The sequence below is a fragment of the Marinobacter halodurans genome, assembly GCF_004327985.1.
Taxonomy (GTDB): Bacteria; Pseudomonadota; Gammaproteobacteria; order Pseudomonadales; family Oleiphilaceae; genus Marinobacter_A; species Marinobacter_A halodurans.
Genome location: NZ_SJDL01000030.1, coordinates 1 through 12,673, shown reverse-complemented (window position 1 = coordinate 12,673; position 12,673 = coordinate 1). Strand labels below are relative to the sequence as shown.

The following is a 12,673-nucleotide window of genomic DNA, read 5'->3' as shown; positions in this document are numbered from 1 at the left end:
CTGCGTCCTGTGCCTTTAATGAATGAGTTGCTGGCTGTCGACGGATCGCTTCGGGCCCCTGGAGCCCCCGACATCAATCCACCCCATCCATAAAGGCGTAAACTGTGTTGAGATGCAAGGCGTGGGCACCATCCTCCTCCCCGAACGAGGGCTCCGACATGTCCCATCAGCTTGCCGCCCGATTCCGCTGGCGCGTCACCACGGAGCTGGTGGTGGCCCTGTTCATCGTTATCCTGGTGGCCGGGCTGCTGACCGGCACGCTCGGACTGCCGGTCGCCTATCTCCCGACCGCAAGCCTCACCGGCACCGCGTTCGTCCTGATCGTGGGCATCTGCTGGTTCCGGGCGCCCGACGCTCAGCGCCCGCCGGATCATCACACCCTGGGCGCCGCCAATCGGGTGACGCTCATCCGGGGCACCCTGGTCTGCATCGCCGCAGCGTTCGTGCCGTTTTCCCATTACGCCGCCCAGCACGCCTGGGTCATTGCCTGGATCAGCCTGATCGCATTGATCATGGACGGCATCGACGGCGCCACCGCCCGACGCACCCAAAGCTCGTCCGCGTTCGGAGCCCGGTTCGACATGGAACTGGACGCCGCGTTGATGCTGGTGCTCTGCGCGCTGCTGGTGACCCAGGGCAAGGTGGGCGCCTGGGCCCTGGCCATCGGCCTGATGCGCTACCTGTTCGTCGTCGCTGGCTGGCTGTTACCCAGGCTGAAGGCGCCTCTGCCGGCCAGTCGCCTGCGCAAGACGGTCTGTGTCTGGCAACTGGTGACCCTCATGGTCTGCCTGCTGCCCTGGATCTCCGGAGCCCTGGCATCCGCCTTTCTGGGCATCGCCCTGGCCCTGCTGGTCTATTCTTTCGGCAGGGACAGCCTCTGGCTGCTGACCCGGCGCCACAGCAAGGAGATAGCCCAATGAACACCCTCAGGACAACGGTCACAGCCCTTCTTTTCAGCGCGCTTTGCAGCCCCGTCGCAATGGCCGAACCGATCGAGTACAAGATCGACCCCGATCACTTCTCGGTGCTGTTCGCCGTCAACCATCTCGGATTCGACGAGGTACTGGGGCTCTTCCGGAAGGCGAAGGGCCGGTTTACCTACGACCGGGAAGCCGGTGAGCTGACGGAGGGCCAGGTGATCATCCAGAGCAAGAGCGTCTTTACCAACCACAAGGAACGCGACGAGCACCTGTGCAAGGCCGATTTCCTGGATTGCCGGAAGTACCCGAACATTACCTTCGTGGTCACCGGCTTCGAGAAGCAAAGCGCGAATGCGGGCGTCCTGCATGGCAAGCTGACGCTGCTCGGCCAGACCCGTCCCGTTGCCCTGGACCTGACCCTCAACAAGTCAGGCGTGTATCCGTTTGGCCACGAGAAGTTCACGCTGGGATTCTCGGCGTCGACCACGTTGCGGCGTAGCGAATGGGGCATGGATTATGGTCTGGACCCGATGATGGTCGGCGATGACGTCAAGCTACGCTTCGAGTTCGAAGCCTATGACGACAGCGGTTGGTTCTAGGCCCCTTCCCGCCAGGGAGCCTCTGGATGACCGAGCGACCTCCTGGCGACCGCGTGTCGTGTGAGATGGTGTCAGTTGGCGTGATACACTGCACCTCCTTTCGATCACCGACGCCCATGCTCCGTTGAATGAACCTTACCGACGCCAGAAAGGCCGATCTCCTGCTTGTCGTGGTCACACTGCTCGCCGGGATCGGCTGGATTTTCTCGAAAGAGGCGGTGCTGCTCATGCCGCCCCTGCTCTTCATGGCCTGCCGCTTCTTGCTGGCCGGCGCCATCCTGTGCATTGCCGGCCACCGGCAAATCGCCCGGCTGGCGCGGAATCAACTCCGGCGGGCGGCCGGTGTCGGACTGGTCTTCGGCGTGGCCATGAGTTTCTGGATCAGCGGCCTGTTCCTGACGGAGAACGTGGGTGAAGGCGCTTTTCTGACCAGTCTCGGCGTTGTCTTTGTACCGGTCATCGCCCGGATTGTTTTCAGCGAGGCCCAGCCCATGTCGACCTGGGTTGCCCTGCCCGTCGCCATATCGGGCCTGGCGCTGCTCTCGCTCCGCAACGGTTTCAGGCCCGAACCCGGCCAGGTGCTTTTTGTGCTGGCCGCCCTGATCTTCGCGTTCTATTTCACCCTCAATACCCGCGCGGCCAACACGCGCATCATCCAGCGCCGCAGTGGTGTTGAACAACGCAAGGAGCGCGTCCCGGCGCTCGCCCTGACCGCCATTGCCCTGGTGACCGTGGGGCTGGTCACCCTGGCCCTTTCGACGTTGCGGGAATCCTGGCAACCAACGATCGACCATTTCAACCCAATGATCCTGGTTTGGGTGAGCCTATCGGCCATCCTGGGCACGGCGGGACGCTTCTTCGTGCAGACTTATGCCCAGAGCCTGTCGATCAACAGCCATGGCGTCGTGATCATGGTGCTGGAACCCGTCTGGGTCGCCATCTTTGCGGCGGGCTGGTTCGGCGAGGTTATGTCCGGTATGCAGGCGGCCGGCTGTTCACTGATTTTCGGGGCGTTGCTGATCAATCGGTGGAGTTCCGTACGCAAGCTGTTGCTGAGACGGTAGCGCGCCTCCGGCAATTCAAGGTCCGGTTGGCGGCTCATACCCCGATCACGACGGTATGCTCGTCACCATCATCCTGCAGCGCAAAGCAACAGGGCCCATCGAGCGCGGTCGAGTCGGCGGACAGGCGCTGTACGGTAATATGGTAGACGCTCCGGCCGAAGACATAGCGCAGGGTGTAACCCGGCCAGTGTGGCGGCAGGCACGGCGACACCTCCAGATGGTTTCCCCTTTTGCGGATGCCGAGGATGCCCTCGAGGATAAAGCGGTACAACCAGCCCGCCGAGCCGGTATACCAGGTCCAGCCACCCCGGCCGACATGGGGCGGTTCGCCATAGATATCGGCGGCCAGCACGTAGGGCTCCACCTGGTATTGCGCGATCCGCCCGGGAGAATCCCCATGCTTGACCGGGTTCAGGCAATCCAGCACGACGCTCGCACGCTCGGCGTCTCCCAGGGCAGCGAACGCCAGCCCTGCCCAGCAGGCCGCGTGGGTGTACTGCCCGCCATTTTCACGGACGCCTGGGGGGTAGGCGGCAATGTAACCCGGATCGGGCTGCCCCTGTCCGCGGCCGGTAAATGGCGGTGTGAACAGCAACACTTGCCCCGGGTCCGGCCTGACCAGTCGCTCCCAAACCGCTTCCATGGCCTTGTGGGTTCGTTCCGGTTCGGCCGCACCGGATAGCACGGCCCAGGACTGCGGGATGGAATCGATTTCGCAGGCGTTCTGCCCCGCCGAGCCCAGGGGGGTCTGGTCGTCATAGTAGGCCCGGCGATACCAGTTCCCGTCCCAGGCGTGGTGCTGGAGCGCATCGGACAGATCGAGCGCGCGCTTCCTGAATGTTTCCGCCGTTGCGTCGTCCCCCCGTCCGATACAGACATTGGCAAAGCGCCGCAGTGTCTGGATCAGGAACCAGCCCATCCACACGCTCTCGCCCCGCCCTTCCCAGCCAACGCGATTCATGCCGTCATTCCAGTCGCCTCCGCCAATCAGCGGCAACCCATGAGTCCCCAGTCGGTCAGCCCGTTCCAGTACCCGGAGACAGTGATCGTAAACCGGGCTGGTATCTGTCGACGTCCCGAACTGCCCGTAGTGTTCCGCCTGGTTGTCCTCCAGCGGTTCCCCGATGAGCCAGGGCACCGGTTCATCCAGAACGCCAATGTCACCGGTGACCTCCAGGTATTCGCTCACGACCAGCGGCAGCCAGACCAGGTCGTCGGAAATACGCGTCCGCACACCGCGGGCATTTGGCGGATGCCACCAGTGCAGCACATCGCCCTCGGGAAACTGGCGTGCCGCTGCAGCCAGGATCTGGGCACGGCACACGTCCGGGCGGGTGTGCAACATGGCCAGGCTATCCTGCAGTTGATCGCGGAAACCATACGCGCCACTGGATTGGTACAGGGCGCTACGGCCCTGGATACGGCAACCCAGCGTCTGGTAAAGCAGCCAGCGGTTGAAGATGAACGCCACGCTGTCGTCCGGGCAGGACAGCGTCAGCGCGCCCAGCACGGCGTCCCAGTAGTCCCGGGTGGCTTCCCGGGCCTGGGCCACCGCGTCGGGTTGCCGGTATCGGTCGATCAGGGCCACGGCCTCGTCAAACGTGGCTTGGGCGCCGACGAAGAACGTGACGGTTTGCTCACCCTGGTCAGCCGTGGGTAGATCCACATGCACCTGAAGCGCAGCACACGGGTCCCGACCCGGTTCAACACGATTGGTCAGACCCACTCTCTTCAGCGCAGCGGGGTTCTCAAGGCCACCCTGGCGCCCCAGGAATTCGAGGCGGTCCGTCGTATAGCCGTGAACGTGACTGTCGGTTGCCAGGAAGGCGATCTGCTTAGGCCAGTCGGGGTTATAGGGATTGGCCGCAATCAAGGCACCCTGCTCGGCCAGGAAAGCCGGTTGGATGTATGGACTGGTGTCCTCCCGCCGGGTGCCGAGCACCCATTCGGCATAGTAGGTGAGTGTCAGACGACGAACGCGGTCCGAGTGGTTTCGCAACCTCAGTTGGACGACTTTGATGGCATCGGACGGCGGCACAAAGACCGTCATCCGGCTTTCAATGTCGTGGCGACTGTGTTCGAAAACCGTGTATCCGGCGCCATGGCGGATTCGGTAGGTCGACTCGTGGGCCACGGGGTTCGGTGTGGCGGCCCAGAGGGCCCCGGTCTCCTCATCCCGCAGGTACAGACATTCCCCCGGCTCATCCAGGGTCGGATCGTTTCGCCAGGGGGTCAGTCGGTTCTCGCCACTGTTCTGATACCAGCTGAATCCCCCGCCGGATTCCGAAAGGACCGTACCGAAGTCCGGGTTGGCCAGGACATTGATCCACGGAGCCGGTGTCGGCTGGCGATGACTGACGGTGATGACATATTCACGGCCATCCGCGGTAAAGCCGCCATGACCATTGTCGCAACTCAGGGCATCATGCGGTGGCAGTGCTGCCGGCGTTGCCGGCGGCGTGGCATCGTGGGGCCGCACCCGCAACCGGGGTAACGGCGACTCTGCGCGCTCCAGCTTGCTCAGGGCTTCGGACAGGGACGCCGCCGAGGCATCCAGCACCACTTTCGCGGCTGTTTGCAAAAGCACGACCTCTTCCTTGCTCAAGGATTCGGAGGTGAGCGGAAAAATGCCGCCACGACGGCCGACAAACGGTTCGGCATTGTGCTGGGCGAGTAACCGCCGCACGGTGTCCTGCGTGGTACCCTCGTATCCCGTATCGCCGGTGTTCAGAAGGATCAGGTCTACGCTGAAGTTGCGCTTGCGCCAGTGCGCATGGATTTTCAGCAGCAGGTGGGCCGTTTCAATGTCCGCCTCGCGGCCGATGCGCACCAGGACGATGGGAAAGTCCCCGGAAATCCCGACGCCCCACAAGTTGGCCTGCTGCATGCGATTGGCCGACAGTATCGGCACTGGCGCCCGCAGTTGCGGCGGACTGTATAGCAGCGCCGAGGCCAGGGAAGTCATGGTCCGGAACTCATCGCTGCTCAGTTTGCTGCGCCAGAGTTCCCGGCTTGCCTGGGCCTGCCCTTCCTCAAAGGTGCGCTGCACGCGAGGCCAGAAAGCAAACCGGGCCGCCGTTGCCAGGACCTCTTCACGGCTTTCCCCGACAATACGCAGGAAAGCGAACTGGACGGACGCCGTGGGATTGATCTTGAGGGTCTTCTGCAGGACGGCCACGGGGTCAAGCGTGTAGCCGAGCGAGCCGGTGAGGGCCTGGCCCGTCTCCAGCGCCTTGGGATGCGCAATGGAACCGCCCCGCCCCAGGAATGCGGAGCGGTCGGTCTCTATCGCATCCGGTGTCAGCACACCGGAGAGTCCCATCATCAACTCACCCACGACGGGGGGCTGGTCTTCCGGATCCCGGGGGCGACGTTCAAACACCAGCAATCCCCGGGATTCCACGAATTCCGAATGCACAAACAGGTTGCCAAAGGCGGGATGCTGGCTATCGCCACGAGGATCGGCCAGCACCATCTCGGCATAACTGGTGAATCTCAGGCGGCGCGGCATGTCGCCGTGATTGGTGATGGTGACGCGCCTCAACTCAACGTCATGCCAGGGAGACACGGTGATTTCCAGCGTCTGGATGAGGCTGGTGTCGTGACGCTGAAACTCGGCGCAATGACTGTGGAATCGCACGTGTTCGCGAATGCCCCGCCCCTTCAGAGGCGCCCTGGGAATCGACCAGATATCGCGTCGGCCCAGGTCCTGCACGTAAAGCCAGTTTCCCCATGACTCAAGGGTACCGTCCGGCCGCCAGCGGGTGATGGCATCCGACTTCCACCGGGTCGCACCGGCCCCCCAGCTCGAAACGAGCACACCCAGCCGGCCATTCGACAGCAGGTGAACCCGGGGCATCGGGCTGTCAGGCGAAATCTGCCAGGGGGCGATGTGCGGTGTTTCCGAGGCATCCGATTCCCTCTCTTCTTCCCCGCCGTGGGCCGGGTATTCAACGTCCACATCCAGCGCGACGCGCTCCTGCAACAACAGCTCCGACGCTTCCACCCTGGGATCTTCCGAAAATCGCGAGACTGCATTCTCGGGACTCAGCGAGATGCCCAGACTGATCAGCGACATCCCATGGTGATGGGCCATGTAGCTGCGCACGATGCTGTATGTTTGACCGACTTCCATCCTGCGCTCGGTGTAGTCCAGCGCCTCGAAGAAGCCATACCGGCCCAGCATGCCCAGTCGCTCAAGGTGCCGAAGATTGTCGAAGGCCGCCTGCGGGCGCCACAACAGGGCCAGGAAGGTGGCATAGGGTGCGATGACCCAGTCCTTGGCGCCCTTATGGCTGCGAAGCGACAGGTGGGGGGCTCCAAAAGCGTGGTAGGCATAGTTCTGGGCACCATCAAGGAGATAGTAACCGGATTCGGAGATCCCCCAGGGCAACCCCCGATTCGCGGCATACTGGATCTGATGATCGATGGCTGCGCGGGCACTCATGCCAAGCAATGTGGTCGCCGGTTCGCGCATGAGCAGTTGTGGCATGAGGTACTCAAACATCGTCCCGCTCCACGACAGCAACAGGGGATGGCCGTGGTCGCGGGTCATTGGGCGCCCCAGATGGACCCAATGGCGGGCGGAAATGTCGCCTTTGGCAATACCGAGGAAACTGGCAAGCCGGGCTTCGGAGGCCAGAAGATCGTAGGCGTTGTCGTCGAGCCTGCCCTCGTCGACGTTGTAGCCAATGCGGAAAACCTCGGCCTCGCGATCGTAGAGAAAGGCCAGATCAGTCTCTTCAAACCAGCTCTCGCAGGTATCGGCGAGCTGCTTTGCGGTTGTCAGCAGCAACGTAGCTGCCCGCGAGGCTTTACCGACTGCCATAGACAGGGAGGCAAGCCACTGTTGCAGGCGGTCAGGCACAGCGCCGCCGTCTCCGGTTGCCATAAGCTGCTCGATGAGCGGTGCCAGACGCGACTCCAGCGTGGTCAGCTCCAGGTATGTCGGGACATGTACAAGCTCCTTCTCCAAAGCCAGCCAGGCCTCATATTGCCGGGGAGGCAGATCGCCGGGATGGATAGTCGGCCAGGTGTCGAACATCGACCACCAGGACAGGAACTGATCACGCCCCTGGTACATCCGCTCAATGTGATGACGCGACCGTTCCAGCCAGATCCGCATGTCGGCCAGGACATCAGCCGGCAGCGGAGATGGTTCTCGAATAACCTCCTGGACCGCCTGGTCCAGTTCCCGTTTCAGGCGATTGGCAATCTCGTCCAGCAGACCGGGCCACTGCCGGGGGCTTGAGCGGGCATCCATGACCTGCCGGCGGATCGCCATCAGTTGCTGGCCCAACCGGCGCCTGGGCGTGGTCTTGGGATAATCCCCCAGGGAGTCTTCCAGCACGCCCATGGTATCGAGCAACCCCTCGAACTGACCGAATCGCCAGACCGCATCCGCTTCAAGGCCGAGCAGCCCCTGCTTCAGCGCCAGCAAAGATCCAAGGAGGTTGCCGCTGTCCACCGTGGATACGTACGCCGGTGGCAGGGTCGTCAGTTGATGGGTATCGCACCAGTTGTGGATGTGGCCCCGGAAACGCGGCAGGCGCGCCATCGACCGCAGCGTGTTGCGCGAGCGGATGACCAGTTCCTGCGCATCCACATAGCCCATGTCGTAGGCGGTCAGGTTGCTCACGAGCAGCAAACCGATATTGGTGGGCGAGGTCCGGTGAGCGACCACGCCCTTGGGGTCCTCCTGGAAGTGATCCGGAGGCAGCCAATGATCTTCCGGTCCGACAAACCGCTCAAAGAAATACCAGGTTCGCCGGGCCAGCCGCCTGAGATGCGTCCGATCCTCGGCACGAATCCTCTCGATCGGCAGCTTCCGGTCCCGTCGGGCGAGAAAGGCCAACTGTGGCGAGACCAGCCAGAGCAACAGGACCGGGGCGGCATAGATCAGGGTGACCGGCGTCGAGACAAGCAACAGGCAAGTCACGATGGTTGCGCCGACGGGTCCGACCCACATGGCGCGCCAGTAGCGCCACGGAGTGGCGTTATCGGACCGCCCGGCTTCCAGCGCCGCCGGTGCCCACTCCAGCATGCGGCGGTGACTGATCTGGCTCCGGTATATGGAGCGGATCACCGCATCCAGCGTGAGATACGCTTCCTGGGGAAGGAAGGCAATAACCAGCACCCACCGTTTCAGGTCCCCTTTCAGGTTGCGGACCTGCTGGGCCGCCCGCCGCCTGCGAACCGTGGCATGGGCCAGCCCGACAAACCCCGTCAGACTCGGGACCAGCAGGGTCAACACGGCCAGGGCCGTCCAGTGGAGCGGCGAACCGGGAAGCGCAAACCAACCCAACAGCAGCAGAAGCAGGAGCCATGGGGCCTGGAGGCTACGCAGCAGGTTGTGGACAAGCTGCCAGCGATGCAATCCCGTTAACTTGTTGGGTCTGCGTTCGCCGGATTCCGTCGGTACGCTCGGCCATAACCAGGGCAGTAACTGCCAGTCGCCCCGTATCCAGCGATGAAGTCGCCGCCCGAAACACAGGTAATCGGGTGGATACTCCTCGTACATGACGACATCGCTGACCAGCGCGGTACGCCCATGGATACCTTCGAAGAGGTCATGGCTGAGGACGGTCCCTTCGGGCACCGCATTGCGCAGACTGGCCTCGAAAGCGGCGACGTGATACAGCCCCTTCCCGGTGAAGATGCCCTCGCCGAACACATCCTGGTAGGCATCCGAGACCGCGAGCGTGTAGAGATCCAGTCCCCGGTCGCCCGAAAAAATGCGGGTAAAGATATTCCGGATCGCGGTCATGGGATTGATTTCGATCCGGGGCTGGAGAATGCTGTATCCTGAGAGGACTTCGCCCGTCTCTTCATCCCAAACCGGCTGGTTCAGTGGGTGGGCGATGGTGCCGATCAGACGCCTCGCGCCGTCCACAGGCAACAAGGTATCGGCGTCCAGGGTGATGACGTAACGTGCCTGGCGCAGCCAATCGATGTCCCCGGCTGTATCAGAGAACGACCCGCGATTGCCGGTCAGCACATAGCGATTGAATTCCGTGAGTTTGCCCCGTTTTCGTTCCCACTCCATCCAGATGGCATCCTGCCGGTTAAAGCTCCGCGACCGGTGCATCCAGAAAAACGGGGCATGACCTTCACTGGCGTATTGCCTGTTCAGCGACGTCATGCCTTCGCGCAGCCGTTCCAGCAAGCTGCCGTCCCTCGGCGTCGTGGCCTCTTGCGCGTCGAAAAGTCCGGTCAGCAACCCAAAACGCAGTTGTTTGTCGGGATTGGCAAGATAATGGCGCTCCAGCGTATCGATGGCGCTCTGGATGTCCTTCTCACTGGAGACCAGCAGGGCCATACAAACGGCTGCCTTGTGATCGACGTGGATACCGTCAATAAAATCCAGCTTTGGCAGTACCCGCGTCGGCACCGTCAGGGTGGCCAGCCAGTTCACCAGGATGGAGGCCAGTACCAGCGCAGGAACCCCAACCACAAGGACGACGGCCAGTGCCTGCCACGGGCCACCCTGAAGCCAAGCGTAGGCTGTCGGTATCGTCACCAGCAGAAGCGCCGTCAGGGACAGGGCGATGAAGTAGAGCTGCTGGCGGTGATGGACCAGCCAACGCCTGAACCGGGTTGAGCGATCCAGGTGGACATTGAGGGTCTGCTCCAGCAGTCGGTGCCCATCGCCGATCAGGTAGTAGCCGATGTGGGCGGCAACAGACGTTGCATCCTGCGCCTCTTCCCTCGCCTGCCGTGCCAGCTCCAGGACACGTTGGGCCACCGCGAGTTCGTCCATGTCGCTGCGTCGCGAGAGTTGTTCGACCCGGCCCCGGTAGCGGTCACGGGTACTGAAATCCATGCGCGGATAAGCGCCGGCGGGATCCTTTCTGAGCAGGGCTTCCACCTGCGACGTGCGCTCGAAGAATCCCTGCCAGTTGGTCCGTTCAAGTCGATGCAACGTCACGACGCCATCGGTCACCAGATCCCGGCTTTCTACGTCGACCATGCCTCTGTGGGCATCATGGGAGGCCAGCTCGGCGATACGGCGCTGGACCGCATCCAACACCTGTACCAGGGCGTGGTAACGCAGGAGCAAAGGCAACGCCCAGAGTTCAGCGGTATTCAGGGGGGTTGTCTCCTTGAGCTCCAGCACCATGGCTTCAAGCACGTTGTGGTCAAAGCGCTGTTCGGCTCGCTCCAGTGCGACCCGGGCCATTTCCAGGACGCGGATCCGGCCGGTCGACGGAGGTTCCGTGAGTACCGGCAGATAGGCAACGAAGTCGACGGACAGATCCCGCCGCAACATGTGTAAAACCCGGCGGATGAGGTACTCGTTATCGATATACCAGTCAATCCATGGGCCGGCGACCGAGGGGTTGCTCCTGAGCGCGTAAAGCGCCTTATGGATGCGGTCCAGCCGGTGAGCATGACGCTTCAGCGTCTCGTTCAACGGGCGGTGGGTTCGACGCGAGCCCGGGCCAGTCGTCGCCCACGGGTTCTGCCCGTCATCACCCGCGTTGGCTCCGGCATCGACACGGCCTGTCCCGGGACCCTTTTCCATGTTGACGGCCATCAGTGCCCCCAGGCTTCACGGGCGGCCTTCTCGGCAAAGGTAAGCTCTATTTCATGAGGTTCGAGATCCTGAATCACCATCAGGGGCGTTTCACCGTAGACCAAGGCGTTCAACGGTAAAGCACCCAGCGGCCAATGGCTGACGCAGCTCTTCCCATGGGCCGCCATAATCACCAGATCGGACTGGCCTTTGCGGGTCATTTCCCAGAAGGCCGCAATGGTGGAATCGCGTATATCCACTTCCGACTGCACACGAAGCCCTTCGTTCTTGAGTCGGTCCCCGATTCGTGTCAGGTAATCCTCTATCCGTGTCCTGAATTCAGCTTCCAGTTCCTTGACGATGCCGAGACGCGGATCGTCCCTGGCCACCTGGTAGTGATGCCCCAGCGAAGGCACCACCGAAATCAGGTCTACGGTGCATTCGTTATGGCGTGACAGCATTTCGACGATGGGCAACACGCACTCGGAACGACTGCTCCCGTCCAACGGAACAGTCACCTTGTTGTAATGGGTTTCCTTTATGGGGTTGCATTGATCGCTGAGGGCGCGGACCAACAGGAACGACACGTGGGCCTGAAGAATGGATTTGTGGGCAACACTGCCGAGCATGAAATGGCTGATCCCCCCCACGCCATGACTGGTCATCACCAGCAGGGTATGACCGTCACCGCGGGTGTAGTTGATGATCTGGTCGACCGGATCGCCTTCAAGGGTCGCGATTTCAGCCTTCAGGCCAAGGGCTTCCAGTCTCGAGGCCACCGAATCGAGATAGGCGACGGCCTCCGCCTGCATGGCATCCCAGGCCACCGGATCGGCCGGATAACGATCATGGCCGCCGCTTTCCTCCTGAAGAACACGAATGAGTACGAGCCTGGTGTCGAGCGCCTTGGTCAGATTGATGGCGTGCGGCAGCGCCCCTTCGGCCAGACAGGAGCCGTCCAGGGGGACAACAATACGTTGAAACATAGCGATTTCCCTTGCTCAGCCCTCAGAGCAGTGGCACAGGGAACGATCAGACAACAAACTTGATGGAAGGTGCTTCCCGTAAAACGCCCGGTCGACTCCGTGGCAATGAAGCGTCGATAACGTGAGGTGACTTCAGTTCTTGTAACCCCATACCTGCCGGCATGCAACAGCGTTCTCAAGCCAATTTGACGGGAGTCAAATTAGACCGGGATTCGGTCGGCCGACCTTCCGGGGAGGTTAAAACTCAAAGGGCGAGCGGGAATTCGGAGCGCGATGTCGGACCGAGCTAAAAGCGTATTACCACTCATGCCATACTGTCCTCATGCGGCATGACGGCTCAATACGGGATCGAGTAGGAGGGGGAGTCACCTCCCCCGTCCTCTCACACCACCGGGCATACGGTTCCGTACCACGGCGGTTCATGGTTGACTCTGAAGCCGGTTCATCGTATCCAGCAAACTGACCAGAGACAGGCGGTCGAACACCTTCTTGGGCAGGGCCGCGTTCATATGCGACGCGCCACTATTCCACCAAGGTCCACGACCATTCATCGCGCTTGTCCAAGCCCTCGGCTCGGGTAGTCCGAGCC

At 62.2% G+C, this 12,673-nt stretch carries 5 protein-coding genes and 1 pseudogene; 3 read left to right on the top strand and 3 right to left on the bottom strand.

Annotated elements, in window-relative coordinates:
* The first annotated feature begins 158 nt into the window (after positions 1 to 158).
* From EZI54_RS16875 to EZI54_RS16865, 3 genes are all read left to right on the top strand, one after another.
* A complete protein-coding gene (locus tag EZI54_RS16875; RefSeq protein WP_131483054.1) occupies positions 159 to 920 on the top strand; it encodes a CDP-alcohol phosphatidyltransferase family protein in 762 nt (253 codons plus the stop codon).
* A complete protein-coding gene (locus EZI54_RS16870; RefSeq protein WP_131483053.1) occupies positions 917 to 1,519 on the top strand; it encodes a YceI family protein in 603 nt (200 codons plus the stop codon). The genes EZI54_RS16875 and EZI54_RS16870 overlap by 4 nt, the downstream gene beginning before the upstream one ends.
* 128 nt (positions 1,520 to 1,647) lie before the next feature.
* On the top strand, positions 1,648 to 2,583 hold the full coding sequence (locus EZI54_RS16865) for a DMT family transporter (protein ID WP_131483052.1): 936 nt from the start codon (positions 1,648 to 1,650) through the stop codon (positions 2,581 to 2,583).
* A 34-nt stretch (positions 2,584 to 2,617) separates the two neighbouring features.
* Here EZI54_RS16865 and EZI54_RS16860 read toward each other — a convergent pair whose 3' ends face one another.
* From EZI54_RS16860 to EZI54_RS25105, 3 genes and pseudogenes are all read right to left on the bottom strand, one after another.
* Positions 2,618 to 11,119 (bottom strand): GH36-type glycosyl hydrolase domain-containing protein, encoded by an 8,502-nt coding sequence (locus tag EZI54_RS16860; RefSeq protein WP_131483051.1) that lies wholly within the window; start codon positions 11,117 to 11,119, stop codon positions 2,618 to 2,620.
* A complete protein-coding gene (locus EZI54_RS16855) occupies positions 11,119 to 12,084 on the bottom strand; it encodes a universal stress protein (RefSeq protein WP_131483050.1) in 966 nt (321 codons plus the stop codon). Before EZI54_RS16855 ends, EZI54_RS16860 begins: the two co-directional genes overlap by 1 nt.
* A 419-nt stretch (positions 12,085 to 12,503) precedes the next feature.
* Positions 12,504 to 12,673: pseudogene (locus EZI54_RS25105) on the bottom strand (group II intron reverse transcriptase/maturase); the annotation flags it as partial.

What these genes read in the sequence shown, in the direction of transcription:
- EZI54_RS16875 (WP_131483054.1), top strand. Translation starts at nt 159, where the DNA reads ATGTCCCATCAGCTTGCCGCCCGATTCCGCTGGCGCGTCACCACGGAG.
- EZI54_RS16870 (WP_131483053.1), top strand. Translation starts at nt 917, where the DNA reads ATGAACACCCTCAGGACAACGGTCACAGCCCTTCTTTTCAGCGCGCTT.
- EZI54_RS16865 (WP_131483052.1), top strand. Translation starts at nt 1,648, where the DNA reads ATGAACCTTACCGACGCCAGAAAGGCCGATCTCCTGCTTGTCGTGGTC.
- EZI54_RS16860 (WP_131483051.1), bottom strand. Translation starts at nt 11,119, where the DNA reads ATGGCCGTCAACATGGAAAAGGGTCCCGGGACAGGCCGTGTCGATGCC.
- EZI54_RS16855 (WP_131483050.1), bottom strand. Translation starts at nt 12,084, where the DNA reads ATGTTTCAACGTATTGTTGTCCCCCTGGACGGCTCCTGTCTGGCCGAA.